We start from the raw sequence: 16,385 nt of genomic DNA on the forward strand, positions 1-16,385 counted from the left end.
GTGCCGGCCCTGCCGACGAACCCGGTGCCGTTCGTCGGCGCCGACGGGACCGAGGCGGCCGATGGGGCAAGTACCGCCCCCACCCCGCCGGTTCACTCCGAAGCGACCGCCTCCCACAGCAGTTGGACGGGGTGCCAGGCGTCGCGCGCCGTGCCGTGGAAGATCTGCTGCCGGCAGGACACCCCCGTGGCGACGACCACCGTGTCCGGCGGTTCCGCCGTGATCGCGGGGAAGAGCCGGTCCTCGCCCACCGTCATCGACACGTCGTAGTGCTCCGACTCGAAGCCGAAGGATCCCGCCATCCCGCAGCATCCGGCGTCCAGTTCGACCACCGACACCCCGGGGATCCGGTTCAGCAGCGCGACCGTCGCCGCCGTGCCCACCTCCGCCTTCTGGTGGCAGTGGCCGTGGTAGACGAGGGTGCGCCCGGCCAGCCAGGAGTCCTCGCGCGGTCGCAGCCGCCCGTCGTCGATGGCTTCGACCAGCAGTTCCTCGACCTGGCGCACCCGGCCGGCGATGTCCTTGACCGCGGGGTCGTCGGGCAGCAGGGACAGATGTTCGTCGCGCAGCGTCATCAGGCACGAGGGCTCGCAGCCGACGACCGGCGAGCCCGCTTCCGTCGCCTTGCTGATGGTGTCCGCGAGATGCCGGGCCTTGTTCTTCGCGTCGTCCACCAGCCCCTTGGAGAGGGAGGACCTGCCGCAGCAGACGCCGCTCTCCAGCCGTACGTCCCACCCCGCCCGCTCCAGCAACTGGACGGCCGCCCGGCCGATGTCCGGCTCGGTGAAGGTGGTGAAGGAGTCGGCGAGATAGGTGACGGTGCCCTGGGTGATCGGATGGGTGGTGTTCTTACGGCGGCGGAACCAGCGCGTCAGGTTCTGCCGTACGAAGACGGGGAGCGGTCGCGCCGGGGCGATGCCCACCGTACGGTCCATCAGCCGGCGCACCAGGGGGATTCGCCCCGGCAGGTTGGACAGCGGCGCGGTCGCCGAGCCCATGCGGTTCAGGAACCGGATCGACCCGAAGATGCGGGAGCGCAGCGGCACCCCGTGGATGTCGTGGTGGTGCGAGAGCGCCTCGCTCTTGAGAGTCGCCATGTCGACACCGAGGGGGCATTCGCTCTTGCACGCCTTGCACATCAGGCACAGGTCCAGGACCTCGTGCAGCCGCTCGTCCCCGAGCGCGGCGCGCGGGTCCGGCTCGGACAGGGCCTTGACCAGGGCGGCGGCCCGGCCACGGGTGGAGTCCTCCTCCTTGCGGGTGGCCATGTAGGAGGGACACATGGCACCGCTGCCGGACTTGCGGCACAGACCGATGTTCATGCACCGGTCCGCCGCCGCCCGCATGGCGCCCCCGCCGCCGTCGCCCGCCCCCGGCCCCGCGCCGACGACCTCGAAGGAGAGCCGGGTGCGCAAGGGTTCGACGGGGAGCAGCGTCGTGTCCCGCAGATTGTCCGTCATCGACGGGGCGTCCACGATCTTGCCCGGGTTGAGGACGTTGCCCGGGTCGAAGAGCTTCTTGACCTGCCGCATCGCCTCGTACAGCGCGTCGCCGAAGATCTCCCGGTTGAACTCGCTCCGGGCCAGCCCGTCGCCGTGCTCGCTGGAGTTCACGCCGCCGTACTCGGCGACGAGATCCTTGATCTCCACGGCGACGCTGCGCATCTTGACCACGTCCGCCGGGTCGGTGAGGTCGAGATACGGCCGGATGTGCAGACAGCCGACCGAGCAGTGCCCGTAGAAGCCGGCCGTCATCTCGTGCCGGTCGAGGACTTCCTTGAACCTGCGGGTGTACTCGGTGAGATGGACGGGATCGACGGCGGTGTCCTCGACGAACGCCAGCGGGCGCTTGGTGCCCTCGCTGGCCGCCATCAGCAGGCCGAGCCCCGCCTTGCGGACCTTCAGCAGGGACGCCTGCTGGGCCGGGGTGACCGCCCGGAGGGTGTGGTACCCGTGGCCGTTCCGGGACCAGAGTCCGGTGAGCCGCTTCAACTGTCCCAGCAGCTCGGCCTCGTCGTCGCCGCTGAAGGAGACGAAGAGCAGGGCCTCGGGATCCCCGTTCAGGAGTTCGCCCAGCGACGCGTACTCGATCTTGCGGCGGGACAGGTCGAGGATCGTCCGGTCCATCAGCTCCACGGCGGCCGGATCGCAGGAGAGCGCGTCCTGGGTCGCGTCGATCGCTCCGGCCACGGAGGTGAAGTGGCCGACGGCGATCACCGTACGGCTCGGCTTGGGCACCAGATCGACCAGCGCGCTGGTCGCGACGGCCAGTGTCCCTTCCGAGCCGACGACGAATTTGGCCAGGTCGAAGACGGTGTCCTCACGCGCCAGCCGGTCCAGCCGATAGCCGCAGGCACGGCGCCAGTGGGCGGGGAAGCCGTCCGCGATGGCCCCGTGGTTGGCCCGGACGATCTCGGGCAGCTCCCGGTAGAGGGCGCCCTCCAGGGTGGAGCGCGTGGCACGTTCCGCGCGGGTCGCCTCGTCCACGCGGTCCAGGCGGACCCGGCTCGCGTCCGAGAGCACCACGTCGAGTTCGCGGACGTGGTCGATGGTCATGCCGTGGCGTACGGATCCGCTGCCGGCCGAGTTGTTGCCGATCATCCCGCCGATGGTGGCGCGGTTGCTGGTCGAGGTGTCCGGGCCGAACATCAGCCCCCAGGGGCTCGCGGCGCGGTTGAGCTGGTCCTGTACGACTCCGGCCTCGACCAGTGCCGTACCGCTGCCGGCGTCCAGTTCCACGATGCGGTTCATGTACCGCGACAGGTCCAGGACCAGGCCGGGACCGACGGTCTGGCCGGCCAGACTCGTCCCGGCGCCGCGCGGCACCACCGACACCTGGTGCGCGGCGGCTGCGGCAACCGCCGCGGCGACGTCGTCGGCGTGCCGGGGGAAGACCACCCCGAGCGGGGTGATCGCGTACATGCTGGCGTCGCGTGCGAACAACTGCCGTGTGTAGTCGTCGAATTGGGCCTCTCCGTCGAGATCCCTGCCGAGATCCCGCTGGAGTGTGCGGGCCAGCTCCTGGCTCTCCGCGCTGTCGTGGGCGGGGCGCTCGCCCCTGGTGATGGTCATGCTGGGCAACCTCCTCGGTGTGTCAGCCCGCGCTCAGGACGTCCAGCGCCGCGTTGAGCCCGTTCGGATCGACGCGTACGCCCGACAGTTGAAGACCCATCTGGACCCCGGCGAGCGTGCCCGCGAGCGTCAGGTCGTTGAAGTGCCCGAGATGGCCGATCCGGAAGATCCGTCCGGCGAGCTTGCCGAGTCCGGCGCCGAGGGACATGTCGAACCGGTCGAGGATGATCTCCCGCACCTTGTCGGCGTCCACGTCCTCGGGCACGAGGACGGCGGTGAGCGCGGAGGAGTGCTCGCGGTCGTCGGCGCACAGCACCTCAAGTCCCCAGCCCCGTACGGCCGCCCGGGTGGCCGCGGCATGCCGGTCGTGCCGGGCGAAGACGGCGGGCAGTCCCTCCGCCGCGAGCATCCGCAGCGCCTCGTCCAGCCCGTACAGCAGATTCGTGGCCGGGGTGTACGGGAAGAAGCCACGCCGGTTGGCCTCGATGATCGGCTGCCAGTCCCAGTAGGAGGTGCGCAGTCCCGAGGTGCGGGAGGCGGTGAGTGCCTTCTCGCTGATCGCGTTGAAGCTCAGGCCCGGCGGGAGCATCAGCCCCTTCTGGGAGCCGGCCACCGTGACGTCGACCCCCCACTCGTCGTGCCGGTAGTCGATGGAGCCGAGCGAGGAGATGGTGTCGACGAGGAGCAGCGCCGGGTGTCCGGTCGCGTCCATCGCCTGCCTGATCTCGGGCACCCGGCTGGTGACGCCGGTCGATGTCTCGTTGTGCACGATGCAGACGGCCTTGATCGTACGGGCGGTGTCGGCCGCCAGGCGTTCGGCGACGGCCTCCGGGTCGGCGCCGTGCCGCCAGTCGCCCGGCACGAAGTCGACGTAGAGGCCGAGTTCGGTCGCCATGCGCTGCCAGAGGGTGGCGAAGTGGCCGGTCTCCACATGCAGTACGCGGTCGCCGGTGCTGAGGGTGTTGACGAGGGCGGCCTCCCAGGCCCCGGTGCCGGAGCCGGGGAAGACCACGACGGGTCCGGAGGCGCCGAAGACCGGCCCGAGCCGGGCGAGCAGGTTGGTGGTGAACGCGGCGAATTCGGGGCCGCGATGGTCCATCGTCGGTGCCGACATGGCGCGAAGCACCTGGTCGGGGACGTTGGTGGGGCCGGGGATCTGCAAGAAGTGCCGCCCGGTGCGAGTGGTCACGGTGGCCAACTCCCTTGAAAAGCGTGCCGCTATGTGGCACGGTGTGTCGTAAGATGGCACGGCGGAGCATATGAGCCAACCACTCGGGAGTCAACGGATGCAGAGCGTTCTCAACGCACTTCGGGTACTGGAAGAGGTCGCCGCGCGGCAGCCGGTGGGGGTCGCGGACCTCGCCCGGGCCCTTGATCTGCCCAAGAGTTCGGCGCAGCGGGCGCTGCGCACGCTGGACACCGCGGGCTGGATCCGCCCGGCCGGCGGCGAGGTCACCCGCTGGGTCCTGACCACCAAGGCGTTGCAGGTCGGACGCCGTGCCACCGGTGAACTGAGCCTGCGCGACGTGGCGGTGCCGATCATGGAGGAGCTGCGCAGACGTACCGACGAGACGGTCCATCTGACGGTCCCTGACGGCGACAAGGTGGTGCTGATCGAGCGCCTGGAGACCTCGAAGGCGGTCCGGATCATCCTGGCCCTGGGCACGCATCTGCCCTTCCACGCCTCCGCGAACGGCAAGGCCCTGCTCGCCGCGAGCGCGCCCGAGGTGGTCGAGCGCCAGCTGGCCGCGGGGCTGGAGGAGTTCACCGCCGCCACCGTCGTCGACCGCGACGCGGTGCTCGCCGAGCTGGCGCTGATCCGGGAACGCGGTTACGCCACCAACAGCGGCGAGTGGCGGGACGACGTCTCCGCCGTCGCGGCCCCCGTCCTGGGCGAGGCGGGTGTGCCGGTCGCGAGCATCAGCATCAACATGCCGACGAGCCGGATGACCCCCGAGTCCGCCGTCGCGCACGGCGCGCTGGTGAGCGAGACGGCGCGGCAGGTCAGCGCGGCGCTGGGCCACTCGCGCCAGGGGTGAACGGGCGGGCGCGCGGCCGGAGTTGAGCGGTGCGAGGCGGCTGTACGCGGAGGGCCGGGCCGCCTCGTTCGCGCCGTACGGACAGGGCCCGGCGGCCTCGACGGAGCACCGCCGGACGGGACGGATCCCCGTCCCGTCCGGCGCGAGGGAAATCCGCACAACCCTTGACGCCGCCGGAAAAGCTCTTCAATACTCCCGACTGCGGAAACCAGATTCCGTCTGGCGGAATGCTTCTCCCGGTCCTGGGGCGCTCCAGGGCCATGGGGGAGTCGTTCACGCGCCGTCCCACATCCCGGCATCTCCAGTGCCGCGTGCATCCCTCGTCATGCGCCGACGCGCCAGGGCGCCAGCGTGCCCCGGTGCGGCGCGACATGACCTTCTGCCGACGGCAAGGGAGCCCTCGTGTCAGATCAAGTCATCTCCATCATCGCCCTCGTACTGATCTTCGCCCTCGCGACCTTCTCGGCCGTCCACCTCGGCGTCCTCGCGATCGTCGCCGCGTTCATCGTCGGATCCACGGTGGCGAACGAGTCCAGCGACGACATCTTCTCCGGCTTTCCCGGCGACCTGTTCGTCGTCCTGGTCGGCGTGACCCTGCTGTTCGGAATCGCGAAGAGCAACGGCACCGTCGACTGGCTCGTCAACGCGGCCGTGAAGGCGGTGCGCGGCCGGATCGCCCTCATACCCTGGGTCATGTTCCTGGTCACCGCCGTCCTCACGGCGGTCGGCGCGGTCACCCCCGCGGCGGTGGGAATCGTCGCGCCCATCGGGCTCGGCTTCGCCGCGGCGTACGGCATAAGTCCCGTGCTCATGGGGCTGTTCATCGCCAACGGAGCCAGTGCGGGCGGCTTCTCGCCCATCGGGGTCTTCGGCAGCATCACCAACAACGTCGTCGAACGCAACGATCTGCCCGGCAACCCCGCGATGCTGTTCACCGCCTCGTTCCTCTTCAACGTCGGCCTGTGCGTCATCATCTTCCTGCTCTTCGGCGGACGGCAGTTGCTGGGGCGAATAGCAACCAGCGGAGGGAAGGACGCGGACGGCGTGGCGGGGGACACCGGGACAACCGGCGGGGCCACGGCGCCGGCGCCCCCACGGCTCGACCTCCCGCGCGCGCTGACCCTGCTCGGACTGCTCAGCCTGGTCGCCGGCGCGCTCTTCTTCGACCTGGACGTGGGCCTGATGGCGCTCACCATCTCCGTCGTCCTGACCCTGGCCGCGCCGAAGTCGGCCAAGGGCGCCGTGGACAAGTGCGCGTGGTCCACCGTGCTGCTCGTCTGCGGCATCGTCACCTATGTGAGCCAGATGGAACGTCTCGGCACCATCGACTGGCTCGGCGAGCGGGTCGCGAGCATCGACGCCCCACTTCTGGGAGCCCTGCTGATCTGTCTCATCGGCGCCGTGGTGTCCGCCTTCGCCTCGACCACCGGCATGCTCGGGGCGCTGATCCCCCTGGCGGTTCCCTTCCTGCTCACCGGCCAGGTGGGAGCCGTCGGCCTCATCATCGCGCTGGCCATATCCGCGTCGATCGTGGACGCGTCGCCCTTCTCCACGAGCGGTGCGCTGGTGACCGCGAACACCCCGGCGGACCAGCGCGATCTGGTGTTCCGCCGCCTCATGGCCTGGGGTCTGGGGATCGCCGTCGTGGGCCCGGTCGTCACCTGGTGCCTGTTCGTCGTCCCCGGCTCGCTCTGATCCGTCGGCGGCTCCGGAAACGGCAGTCGGCCCCCCGCGGATGACCGCGGGAGGCCGACGACTGTGTACGAGGGGTCTTAGATGTTGTCGCCGAAGACGACAACGGTGTTGAAGCTGTCCTTGATCCAGGTGGAGACGAAGTCGCTGTTCACGATGCTGTTGCCATCGTGCTGCCCGCCCCGCTCGTTGGCGGCGGCGGCGCCGGCGCTGCCGAGGAGGGTGAGGGCGGCGAGGGCGGTGGCGGCGACTGCTGTGCGGATACGCATGGGACTTCTCTTTCTACGGTGCTGCGGGGACTTTCGGACTCTGCACCCATAGACACCGGACGCCCCTCGGTAACAGGGGCCCGGGCGAGTCCACTCCGATGCAGGACGGCCACCTGCCGGGCGGGAGGCGCGGACGTGTGAACGGCGAGATTAAGTCAGTCGCTTGCTTTAACCAACAGAGGGCGGTTAACTGATCACGCAATCGAAGCCGACCGCGAGGATGCGCCATGGGTGACCCAGGGCCAAGTGCCGGTACTCTCGTGCCCGTGAGAGCGAAGACCGGCCGGGGGGAACGCGCCGACGCGACGCGGGAGTTGATCCTCGCCACGGCGGAGCGGCTGTTCGCCGAGCACGGGGTGTTCGCGGTCTCCAACCGGCAGGTCAGCGAAGCGGCCGGACAGGGCAACAACGCCGCCGTCGGCTACCACTTCGGTACGAAGGCCGATCTCGTACGGGCCATCGCACGCAAGCACGCCGAACCCGTCGAAGCGCACCGTCTGCGGATGGTGACCGAGATCGGCCCCGCCCCGGACGTACGGGACTGGGTGACCGCACTCGTACGCCCGGCCGCCGACCATCTCGCCGCACTCGGCAGTCCCACGTGGCACGCGCGGTTCGCGGCCCAGGCGATGACCGACCCGGGCCTGCGCGAGATCGTGATCCACGAATCACTCACCGCGCCCTCGCTGCGCCGGATCGTCCAGGGACTCGACGCGTGCCTGGCACATCTGCCGGCCGATGTACGGGCCGATCGCGGCGACATGGCCCGCCAGCTGATGGTGCATGTCTTCGCCGAGAGGGAGCGGGCGTTCGCCCTCGGCTCCGCCGCGCCGGGCTCGACCTGGCACGACGCCGGAACGGGTCTGATCGACGCGATGACCGGGCTGTGGCTGGCCCCCGTCACCCAGCCCTGACCACCCCTCACACCTCACACCTCACTCCCTCAGCTTTCTCGCCCCTGATCGCCCCGCCCGGCCCCGTCATGCCCCGGGCGCCGTCGAGGCCGGGCCCTGCGACCCCCACGTTCCTCACCGAACCGCAGACGGAGGAGTACCGACGATGAGAGCCACGGCGGACCGGACGCCACGCACCACCCCCCGGGAGGCGGCCGACGTGCTGGTGGTCGGCGCCTCCGCCGCCGGGCTCACCACGGTCGAAGCGCTGCGGCGCCACGGCTACACCGGCAAGGTCACCGTCCTGGGCGCGGAGACACACCCGCCGTACGACCGCCCACCCCTGTCGAAGCAGGTACTCGCCGGCACCTGGGAGCCCGACAGGGCCCAACTGCGCCCGAGCGAAGCGCTGTCGGCGCTGGACGCCGTTTTCATCCTCGGCGATCCGGCCATCGGTCTCGACACCACCACCCGCACGGTGCACACCGCCTCCGGACGCGCCCTGCGCGCCGACGCACTCGTCGTGGCCACCGGTACGCGACCCCGGACCCTCCCCGGCCAGGCCGGACTCGCCGGTGTCCATGTCCTGCGCACTCTCGACGACGCGCTCGCGCTCCGTACCGCACTTCTGGGCGCCACACGACTCGTGGTCGTCGGAGACGGCGTCCTCGGCACCGAGATCGCCGCCACCGCCCGCACCATGGGTCTCGACGTCACCCTCGCGGGACCTCAGCGCGCGCCCATGGCCGGTCAACTCGGCCACGCGGTCGCCGACTTGCTCGCCGAACTGCACACCGGGCGCGGGATCCGCCTGCGGCTGGGCGCCGGTGTCCGCGCACTGGTCGGCCGCGCCGGGACCGTCACCGGCGTAGGTCTCGACAACGGTGAGGTGCTGCCCGCGGATCTCGTCGTGGTGGCCGTCGGCGCCGAGCCGGTCACCGACTGGCTGCGGGACAGCGGCCTGCGCGTCGACAACGGCCTTGTCTGCGACTCCCGTTGCCGGGCCGGCGAGGGTGTGTACGCCGTCGGGGACGTGGCGCGCTGGCAGCACGACCAACTCGGCACGCTGGTAAGGCTGGAGAACCGCACCAACGCCGGCGAACAGGCCATGGCCGTCGCCGCCAACATCCTCGGCGCCGACCGGGCGTACACCCCCGTGCCGTACTTCTGGACCGACCAGTTCGACACGAAGATCCAGGTGCACGGCGTCGTACCCGCCGGCGCCGGCGCCGAGATGAGCGTCGTGGACGGAGACCCGGCGACCGGACGCTTCGTCGCGCGATACCGCCACGAGGGCCGGATCACCGGCGTTCTCGGCTGGAACATGCCCAAGCAGACCCGCCAGCGCCGCCAGGACGTCGCCGACGCGCTCGCCGACGGACCGGCCGCGCCGACTGCCGCGTTCACCGCTGCGCCGGCCACCGCCCCGCACTGACCGTCACCCGGACCCTCCCACCACACCCCCACGCCCCACCCCCCCTTGGAGGAGACATATGACCAGCACCGTCGAATCGGTCGGCGACACCCCGGCCCAGGTCCCGGACTTCCCGATGAGCCGGGCGGCCGGCTGTCCGTTCGACCCGCCCCCCGCCGCGGTCGCCCAGCGGAAGGAGGCCCCGCTCAGCAAGGTCCGGCTGTGGGACGGCAGCACCCCCTGGCTGGTGACCGGATACACCGAGGGGCGCGCCCTGCTCGCGGACCCCCGGGTCAGCGCCGACATCACCCGGCCCGGCTACCCGCTCCAGGCCCCGCTGCCCCCCGAAGGACCGTCGGCCAGCTTCATCCTGATGGACGACCCCGAGCACGCCCGACTGCGGCGCATGGTGACGGCGCCCTTCGCCATCAAGCGCGTCGCGGCTCTGCGACCGGGGATCCAGCAGATCGTCGACGACCTCGTCGACGACATGCTCGCCGGTCCGAAACCGGTCGACCTGGTGACGGCGTTCGCCCTGCCGATGCCCTCCCTGGTCATCTGCCAGTTGCTCGGCGTCCCCTACGCCGACCACGACTTCTTCCAGGCCAACAGCAAGGTCCTCATCAAGCGGACCAACGACCCGCAGGAGCGGTCCGACGCCTTCCGGCGGCTGACCGCCTATCTGGACGACCTGATGGGCGAGAAGCTCGCGGCCCCCGCCGACGACCTGCTGTCCGGACTGGGCGAACGGGTGAGGACGGGGGAGCTGACCCGGACCGAGGCGGCCCAGATGGGTGTCCTGCTGCTGATCGCCGGACACGAGACCACGGCCAACATGATCGCCCTCGGTACGCTCGCGCTGCTCGAACACCCCGCCCAGCTCGCGCTCCTGCGGGACTCCGACGACCCCAAACTGGTCGCGTCGGCCGTCGAGGAGCTGCTGCGCTACCTCAACATCGTCCACAACGGCCGCCGCCGCGTCGCGCTCGAAGACATCGACATCGCCGGCCGGCGCGTACACGCCGGTGACGGGCTGGTCATCGCCAACGACCTCGCCAACCGCGACCCCGACGCCTTCCCGGAGCCCGACCGGCTCGACATCGAGCGCGACGCCCGGCATCACGTGGCCTTCGGCTTCGGCGTCCACCAGTGCCTGGGCCAGCCGCTGGCCAGGCTGGAACTCCAGGTCGTCTACAGCACCCTCTACCGGCGCATCCCCACGCTCCGGCTCGCGACCGACATCGAGCGGATCCCGTTCAAGCACGACGGCGGTGTGTACGGGGTCTACGAACTCCCCGTCACCTGGTGACCCGCCCCCGACCTCGCCTTGCCCCAGACCTCGCCCCGCCCCTATCTCGCGCCGCCCGACCTCGCGCCGTCCCCGCCGGACCGGCCCGATGACCGACCCCCCACCGAAGGAGCCCTCATGAAGATCACCCTCGACCAGGACAAGTGCGTCGCGTCCGGACAGTGCGTGGTCGCCGCGGCGGAGGTGTTCGACCAGCGCGACGAGGACGGAATCGCCGTGCTCCTCGACGCCGAACCCCCGGCCGACCAGGCCGCCGACTCCCGCCACGCGGCGTCCGTCTGTCCGGCGCTCGCCATCCACATCGAGGAATGACACCCCGCCCGGTCTGCGGCCATTCACTCGAATGGCCCAGTCCGGGTGGTCGTGCGAGCACGGACGGCGGATTGTCGGGCCCATGCCGGAGTGGTCCGGAGAGCGGGCCACGTACTCGGCCGAGGAGGCTCTCATGGCACAGACCGCGACCCCGCACGGGGCGCATCACACACCCCGTCGGAAAGGCCAGGGCGGGACCGCCTGGGCGACGGGCGGGGCGATGTTCGCCGGGGTCCTGCTGTTCGTGGACGGCGTGCTGGCCGTACTGAACGGTGTCGTCGCCCTCGCGCGGGACAACGTCTTCACGCTCAACGGCAGCTACACCTACCAGTTCACCCTGACCTCATGGGGCTGGATCCATCTGGTGGTGGGCATCGTGCTGATCCTCACCGGCCTGGGCATCATCAGAGGCATGCCCTGGGCACGGGCACTGGGTGTGGGCGTCGCCGCCATCAGCGTCGTCGCGAACTTCATGTGGCTGCCCTACCAGCCCGTCTGGGCGGTGATCACCATCGCGATCGGCGTCTTCGTCATCTGGTCCCTGCTGACCGACCGCCCCCGACCGGCCCGTTGACCACGCACGGCGGGCGACCGGGACTTCTCCCGGCCGCCCGCCGGCGTACGGTCGTCCCGTCGCCCGAGCGGGTCAGGAGCGCGCGTCGCGGCCCTCGGCGGCCCGCTCCGCGTTCTTCTCCTTGATCCGCGCCGCTTCCTTCCGCACCTCGGCCTGGGTGGCGCGCTCCCGCCGCAGCCATGCGGGAAGCTCCTCCTTGAGCGCGTCGATCTGCTCCGTCGTCAGGGCGTCCGTGACGCCGCCACGGGCGAGGCCCGCGATGGAGACGCCCAGCTTGGCCGCGACCACCGGCCGGGGGTGCGGGCCGTCGCGCCGCAGTTCCAGCAGCCACTGAGGGGGGTCGGCCTGGAGCGCGTTCAGCTCGCCGCGCGAGACGACACCCTCCTGGAAATCGGCAGGGGTGGCTTCGAGGTACACACCCAGTTTCTTCGCCGCCGTGGCGGGCTTCATCGTCTGGGTGTTCTGGTGCGACGTCATGGTGCCCAGACTATCGAGCGCGTACGGGCCCGTTGACCACGACCGGTAGCCTGACCGGCGTGACAGGCTCGGAGGTACCCCTGACGTCCCCCACGTTCCGGCTCGCATACGTGCCGGGCGTGATCCCCGCCAAGTGGGTGCGGATCTGGCACGAGCGGCTGCCCGACGTCCCGCTGACCCTGACCGGGGTGGCCGCCGCGCAGGCGGCCGACACACTGCGGGCCGGCGACGCCGACGCGGCGTTCGTACGGCTGCCGGTCGACCGTACGGACCTCAGCGCGATCCCGCTGTACACGGAGACGACGGTGGTCCTCGTCCCGAAGGACCACCTCGTGGCCGCGGTCGAGGAGGTGTCGGCCGCCGATCTGGCCGGCGACATCGTGCTCCACCCTCTCGACGACACCCTGGACTGGGACGGGCCACTGCCCGGCAGGCCCGCGGTCGAGCGGCCCGCCACGACGGCGGACGCCGTCGAGCTGGTGGCGGCGGGCGTGGGACTCCTCGTCGTACCGCAGTCGCTCGCCCGTCTGCACCACCGCAGGGACCTCACCTACCGGCCGGTCTCCGACGTCCCCGAGTCGCGCGTCGCGCTGTCCTGGCCGGAGGAGGCGACGACGGACCTGGTCGAGGAGTTCATCGGGATCGTGCGGGGGCGCACCGTCAACAGCTCGCGGGGCCGTCGGCCCGCTCCGGAGCGGGAGAAGGCGGCGCCGAAGGGCAAGTCCGGGGGGACTGCCCGGCGCGCCGCCGGCAAGGCGACGGGTGACAAGGCGGGCAAGGGGGGCAAGGCCGCCAAGGCGGGCAAGAATCCGCGCGGCAACCCCCGGGGCGGCGGTTCCGGCGGCGCGAAGAACGGCAGGCGCGGCAAACCGGGCCGCCGTTCCTAGCGACCGCGACCTGTGGCCGTACGCGTACGCGTACGCCTACGTCAGCGATCGGCTTCGACGAGCCTGGCGAGACTGTCCAGCGACATACGCGTGCCCAGCTCGTTGTCGGCCACCGGCACCGCGTCCGGGACCCCCTCGTGCACCAGCACGACCTCCGTACCGCCGTCGACGTCCGAGAGTGTTGTCGTCATCGTCATGACGCCCCGCATCGCGGGATCGGCGGTCTCGAACTCAAGCACCTCCACGACCAGTTCGTCCGGCACGAGCCGTTCGAAGTGTCCGTGGTACGTGTCGGTCCGTCCGCCGGACTTCCCGGTGCCGGTCGGCGCCTCGTAGACGAGCGAGACACGGAACCGGCCGCCCTCACGGCCGTCGAACTCGTGCACCTCGGCGCTCATCCCCTCGGGCGCCCGCCACTTCGCGACCAGGTCCGCGTCCAGCAGCGCCCGGTAGACGGCGGCACGCGGGGCACGTACCCGCCGGGAGATCTGAGTCGAGTACATAAGACAGAACCTACCGCCCGTTCACTGCCGCTGTACGGGCCTCGGGCCCGCCGCCCGGCCGTCCCAGGACAGGGTGTCGCTCCGGTGGAGCTCCACGAGGAGCCAGCTCAGCGAGACCGCCGCCAGCAGGAAGTACGCGAACCGGTTGCTGACCCCGTCCCACAGCGCGTGCAGGGCGACCGCGAGCGCGAAGGTGAGGACGAGCCGCGCGGTGGCCGCCAGGGTCCACCGCGCCGCGACGGCCGCCCACAGCGCTCCGCAGACCAGCCCGGTCCACGCCATGTGCGCGGCGGGCGAGCTGAGTCCGCGCAGCAGCAGGGTCTCCTCGACGTCCCCGATGTTCCCCTGGGACGCCAGCAGCGCCGTGAACGCGTACCCCATCGTCTCCAGCACGGCGAATCCCATTCCCGCCGCGACCCCGATCAGCAGCCCGTCCCCGACCCGTACGGTGCCGCGCTGCCACTGCCACAGCAGGATCAGCACCGGGACGATGAGCTTGCAGGACTCCTCGATCAGCCCGATGCCGATCAGCGACGTCGTGCCGAGGCCGCGGAGCGTGTCGAACTCCAGCCGCCCGGCGGCCACGATCCCGACCACTCCGCCGAACAGCGCCGCGATCCCCAGCACGAACGGCCCGATCCGCCACACGCCCGTGTGCCCCGCCACGAAGGTCAGGAAGGAGAGCGGGACGACGAGCGCGCCCAACAGGATCAGCGACGGTACGTAGTTGACGTTGCCGGTGTCGATCAGCGTGCCCTGCACCAGGAAGTACAGCCCCAGCCCGACGGCCAGCACCGGCAGCCATGCCCACTTGCGCAGGGTTGTCGGCATCGCACAGCACCTCGGGTTCACGTCGACGGCGGTCGGGCCACCGCAGCGTAAGCCGGACCGGGCCGCGTGAGGGTGCAGCGACCCGCGCGTTACGGGATGCGCGCCACGCCCGCGTAGATGCCGCTCATCTCGTCCGTGGGCGCGTCCGTGCCCTTGAACCACGCGGGCGCCGTGACCAGTCCGGGCTCGACCATCTCCAGGCCGTCGAAGAAGCGGCCGACCCCGGCGTGGGTCCGGAATCCGAGCCTGATGCCGCCCTTCGCGTACTCCGCGACGACCTTGTCCGACAGCTCGGGCACCAGGTCGGACGCGGCGTGCGACAGCACCAGATAGCTGCCCGACGGCAGGACGTCCACCAGGCTGGAGACGATGTCGTACGGGCCCTGGTCGTCGGGGACGAAATGCATGAGCGCGATGAGGGACAGCGCGATCGGCCGGTCGAAGTCCAGGGTGGCGCGCGCGTACCGCAGTATCTCCTGCGGCTTGCGGACATCGGCCTCGATGTAGTCGGTGGAGCCCGCGGGAGAGCTGACGAGCAGGGCCTCGGCGTGCCGTAGCACGATGGGGTCGTTGTCGGCGTAAACGATCCGGGCCGTCGGCAGGATCCGCTGCACGATCTGGTGCAGATTCGGCTCGGTCGGGATGCCCGTGCCGATGTCCAGGAACTGGTTCACGCCGTTGCCGGCCAGCCAGGCGGCGGCGCGGTGCATGAACGCCCGGTTCTGGCGGGCGCCGTCCCTCGACTCGGCCGGCAGCCGCTCGCCCACCTCACGGTCGACCTCGTAGTTGTCCTTGCCGCCGAGCAGCCAGTCGTAGACCCGTGCCGGGTGCGGCTTGCTGGTGTCGACCTGAGGCTTGGGCGTCCCTGCCGTCATACGAAACTCCGATGCGTGCGTGGCGGTGCGACGGGAGGCGGCACGACGTGTCCGGGCGCCGTCACGGGGCTTCCCCCGGGCGTCACCAGCCGTCCGGAGAAGTCTGCCACAGGGCCCGCGAGTTGATCAGTTCGAGGTGGGCGGTGACCCGGGCCCGGCTCCTCAGGCCATCGGCAGACCCAGGCCGTAGTAGGTGACCCGGTACGGGCCCATGTCGCCCGCCTCGGACTCGATGCGCAGGTCCTCGGGGGACTCCACCCCCATCGCGCGGGCCGTCGCCACGATCGTCCCGGCCAGTGCCTTGCCGTCGGGCCGGCCCGGGCCGCCCGCGTCGACGCGCAGCCTGGGATCGTTGGCGTCGGGCCATGTGCGGGCGGTCATCGGGTACTCGGCCACCGTGCCCCAGCCCAGCGACATCGGGTCGAGCGACTCGTCCACGAAGGAGGCGAGCATCAGCCGGTCGCCGCAGTCGATGTCGACGATGAGCGGTGCGCCCTTCCCCTCGATCCGCCCGTAGATCGCCATCCACATCGGGGTCCGCAGCGCGGTCGTCTCGGCCGGCAGTGTCGTCAGGAAGTCGGCGAGCGCCATGGTCATGGTCTCCCAGCTGCGGGCCTGCCAGCCGCCGGGAAAGGTCAGTCCGCCGTTCGACGCGTCCTGCCGGAAGCCGAAGAAGCCGGTGATCGAGAACGCGTCGTCGTACCCCTGGCGTACGAACCAGTTCTCCGCCGGGTCGGTGGGCTGAAGCACCAGCTCCGGCCCGGTCGGCCCGGCGCGCAGTTCGAGCGTGTTCGGCTCGCCCCGCCAGCGCAGATACGGGGAGCCCCAGCTCTGCCCGGTGCGGACGAACGGAGCCCGTCGGCCGTAGACGCCCATGACCGACGCCTCGCCGAGCGTGCCGGTCAGTTCCTCCTTGACCAGCCGGAACGCCTCGGCCTGGGAGGCCGGGTCCGGCGCGGTGTGCCGTACCGGGACGGCGAGTTCGAAGTACGCCTCCCCGCGCGTGTACCGCTCCTCGTGCTTCCCGACCGGCTCCACCCGTGCGTCGCCGGTGGAGCGGCCGGTGACCACGGTGGGGCCGCCGGTCCAGCCCCAGCCGAGCCGGACGACCAGTGCCCGTGTCGCGTCCGCCGTCCAGCCGCCGGTGTCCGCCGAGCGAAGGCGGACCGCGAGGGCAGATATCGGCTCGTCCGTGGCGCTCTGTCGAGGTGCGCCGCCCCGTTGTTCGGTCATGCGACC

At 71.1% G+C, this 16,385-nt stretch carries 16 protein-coding genes; 8 read left to right on the forward strand and 8 right to left on the reverse strand.

Translation table 11 applies throughout. From position 1 onward, the window contains the following. Positions 1 to 92: 92 nt before the first annotated feature. Both ACFYNU_RS30410 and ACFYNU_RS30415 read right to left on the reverse strand, forming a co-directional pair. Positions 93 to 3,071: an FAD-linked oxidase C-terminal domain-containing protein gene (locus ACFYNU_RS30410; RefSeq protein ID WP_356592564.1), complete on the reverse strand. Its 2,979-nt coding sequence runs from the start codon at positions 3,069 to 3,071 to the stop codon at positions 93 to 95. A gap of 22 nt (positions 3,072 to 3,093) precedes the next feature. Further along, positions 3,094 to 4,260: an aminotransferase class V-fold PLP-dependent enzyme gene (locus tag ACFYNU_RS30415; RefSeq protein ID WP_356592566.1), complete on the reverse strand. Its 1,167-nt coding sequence runs from the start codon at positions 4,258 to 4,260 to the stop codon at positions 3,094 to 3,096. A 97-nt stretch (positions 4,261 to 4,357) separates the two neighbouring features. Here ACFYNU_RS30415 and ACFYNU_RS30420 point away from each other — a divergent pair, with 97 nt between their 5' ends. Continuing rightward, complete coding sequence (locus ACFYNU_RS30420; RefSeq protein WP_356592568.1) at positions 4,358 to 5,110, forward strand: IclR family transcriptional regulator; 753 nt, start codon at positions 4,358 to 4,360, stop codon at positions 5,108 to 5,110. Between the two features lie 402 nt (positions 5,111 to 5,512). Further along, positions 5,513 to 6,805 carry an SLC13 family permease gene (locus ACFYNU_RS30425; protein WP_356592570.1) on the forward strand — a complete coding sequence of 431 codons (1,293 nt, stop codon included), beginning with the start codon at positions 5,513 to 5,515 and terminating at the stop codon, positions 6,803 to 6,805. 77 nt (positions 6,806 to 6,882) lie between these two features. On the opposite strand, the gene ACFYNU_RS30430 is transcribed toward ACFYNU_RS30425, so the two are convergent. Next, on the reverse strand, positions 6,883 to 7,071 hold the full coding sequence (locus tag ACFYNU_RS30430; protein ID WP_356592572.1) for a hypothetical protein: 189 nt from the start codon (positions 7,069 to 7,071) through the stop codon (positions 6,883 to 6,885). A 266-nt stretch (positions 7,072 to 7,337) separates the two neighbouring features. Between ACFYNU_RS30430 and ACFYNU_RS30435 the strand changes: the two genes are divergently transcribed. From ACFYNU_RS30435 to ACFYNU_RS30455, 5 genes are all read left to right on the forward strand, one after another. Beyond that, the gene (locus ACFYNU_RS30435) at positions 7,338 to 7,985 is read left to right on the forward strand and encodes a TetR family transcriptional regulator (RefSeq protein WP_356592574.1); all 648 of its coding nucleotides are present in this window, start codon (positions 7,338 to 7,340) and stop codon (positions 7,983 to 7,985) included. A 145-nt stretch (positions 7,986 to 8,130) separates the two neighbouring features. Beyond that, positions 8,131 to 9,399, forward strand: coding sequence for an FAD-dependent oxidoreductase (locus ACFYNU_RS30440; protein ID WP_356592576.1), 1,269 nt, complete (start codon positions 8,131 to 8,133; stop codon positions 9,397 to 9,399). Positions 9,400 to 9,457: 58 nt separating this feature from the next. After that, a complete protein-coding gene (locus ACFYNU_RS30445; protein ID WP_356592578.1) occupies positions 9,458 to 10,687 on the forward strand; it encodes a cytochrome P450 in 1,230 nt (409 codons plus the stop codon). Positions 10,688 to 10,804: 117 nt separating this feature from the next. Beyond that, positions 10,805 to 10,999, forward strand: coding sequence for a ferredoxin (locus tag ACFYNU_RS30450; protein WP_069627339.1), 195 nt, complete (start codon positions 10,805 to 10,807; stop codon positions 10,997 to 10,999). 133 nt (positions 11,000 to 11,132) lie between these two features. Then, on the forward strand, positions 11,133 to 11,573 hold the full coding sequence (locus ACFYNU_RS30455; RefSeq protein ID WP_356592580.1) for a hypothetical protein: 441 nt from the start codon (positions 11,133 to 11,135) through the stop codon (positions 11,571 to 11,573). Positions 11,574 to 11,645: 72 nt separating this feature from the next. Here ACFYNU_RS30455 and ACFYNU_RS30460 read toward each other — a convergent pair whose 3' ends face one another. After that, positions 11,646 to 12,050 (reverse strand): DUF5997 family protein, encoded by a 405-nt coding sequence (locus ACFYNU_RS30460; RefSeq protein WP_356592582.1) that lies wholly within the window; start codon positions 12,048 to 12,050, stop codon positions 11,646 to 11,648. 59 nt (positions 12,051 to 12,109) lie between these two features. Here ACFYNU_RS30460 and ACFYNU_RS30465 point away from each other — a divergent pair, with 59 nt between their 5' ends. Further along, complete coding sequence (locus ACFYNU_RS30465; RefSeq protein WP_356592584.1) at positions 12,110 to 12,937, forward strand: LysR family substrate-binding domain-containing protein; 828 nt, start codon at positions 12,110 to 12,112, stop codon at positions 12,935 to 12,937. 41 nt (positions 12,938 to 12,978) lie between these two features. On the opposite strand, the gene ACFYNU_RS30470 is transcribed toward ACFYNU_RS30465, so the two are convergent. The 4 genes from ACFYNU_RS30470 to ACFYNU_RS30485 all read right to left on the reverse strand — a co-directional run bounded on the left by ACFYNU_RS30470 (position 12,979) and on the right by ACFYNU_RS30485 (position 16,379). Next, the gene (locus ACFYNU_RS30470) at positions 12,979 to 13,440 is read right to left on the reverse strand and encodes an SRPBCC family protein (protein WP_356592586.1); all 462 of its coding nucleotides are present in this window, start codon (positions 13,438 to 13,440) and stop codon (positions 12,979 to 12,981) included. Between the two features lie 21 nt (positions 13,441 to 13,461). Beyond that, positions 13,462 to 14,271 carry a PrsW family intramembrane metalloprotease gene (locus ACFYNU_RS30475; RefSeq protein WP_356592588.1) on the reverse strand — a complete coding sequence of 270 codons (810 nt, stop codon included), beginning with the start codon at positions 14,269 to 14,271 and terminating at the stop codon, positions 13,462 to 13,464. Between the two features lie 89 nt (positions 14,272 to 14,360). After that, positions 14,361 to 15,146 (reverse strand): SAM-dependent methyltransferase, encoded by a 786-nt coding sequence (locus ACFYNU_RS30480; RefSeq protein WP_356592590.1) that lies wholly within the window; start codon positions 15,144 to 15,146, stop codon positions 14,361 to 14,363. A gap of 162 nt (positions 15,147 to 15,308) precedes the next feature. Continuing rightward, entirely contained in the window at positions 15,309 to 16,379 is a 1,071-nt protein-coding gene (locus ACFYNU_RS30485; protein ID WP_356592592.1) for a hypothetical protein, read from the reverse strand. Positions 16,380 to 16,385 lie beyond the last annotated feature (6 nt).

Source organism: Streptomyces sp. NPDC006643 (assembly GCF_042870175.1).
Lineage (GTDB): Bacteria > Actinomycetota > Actinomycetes > Streptomycetales > Streptomycetaceae > Streptomyces.

Bases quoted from the DNA above. Each gene is read 5' to 3' on its own strand.
- ACFYNU_RS30455 (WP_356592580.1), top strand. From the start codon at position 11,133: ATGGCACAGACCGCGACCCCGCACGGGGCGCATCACACACCCCGTCGG.
- ACFYNU_RS30440 (WP_356592576.1), top strand. From the start codon at position 8,131: ATGAGAGCCACGGCGGACCGGACGCCACGCACCACCCCCCGGGAGGCG.
- ACFYNU_RS30410 (WP_356592564.1), bottom strand. From the start codon at position 3,071: ATGACCATCACCAGGGGCGAGCGCCCCGCCCACGACAGCGCGGAGAGC.
- ACFYNU_RS30445 (WP_356592578.1), top strand. From the start codon at position 9,458: ATGACCAGCACCGTCGAATCGGTCGGCGACACCCCGGCCCAGGTCCCG.
- ACFYNU_RS30470 (WP_356592586.1), bottom strand. From the start codon at position 13,440: ATGTACTCGACTCAGATCTCCCGGCGGGTACGTGCCCCGCGTGCCGCC.
- ACFYNU_RS30485 (WP_356592592.1), bottom strand. From the start codon at position 16,379: ATGACCGAACAACGGGGCGGCGCACCTCGACAGAGCGCCACGGACGAG.
- ACFYNU_RS30430 (WP_356592572.1), bottom strand. From the start codon at position 7,071: ATGCGTATCCGCACAGCAGTCGCCGCCACCGCCCTCGCCGCCCTCACC.
- ACFYNU_RS30450 (WP_069627339.1), top strand. From the start codon at position 10,805: ATGAAGATCACCCTCGACCAGGACAAGTGCGTCGCGTCCGGACAGTGC.
- ACFYNU_RS30420 (WP_356592568.1), top strand. From the start codon at position 4,358: ATGCAGAGCGTTCTCAACGCACTTCGGGTACTGGAAGAGGTCGCCGCG.
- ACFYNU_RS30475 (WP_356592588.1), bottom strand. From the start codon at position 14,271: ATGCCGACAACCCTGCGCAAGTGGGCATGGCTGCCGGTGCTGGCCGTC.
- ACFYNU_RS30460 (WP_356592582.1), bottom strand. From the start codon at position 12,050: ATGACGTCGCACCAGAACACCCAGACGATGAAGCCCGCCACGGCGGCG.
- ACFYNU_RS30480 (WP_356592590.1), bottom strand. From the start codon at position 15,146: ATGACGGCAGGGACGCCCAAGCCTCAGGTCGACACCAGCAAGCCGCAC.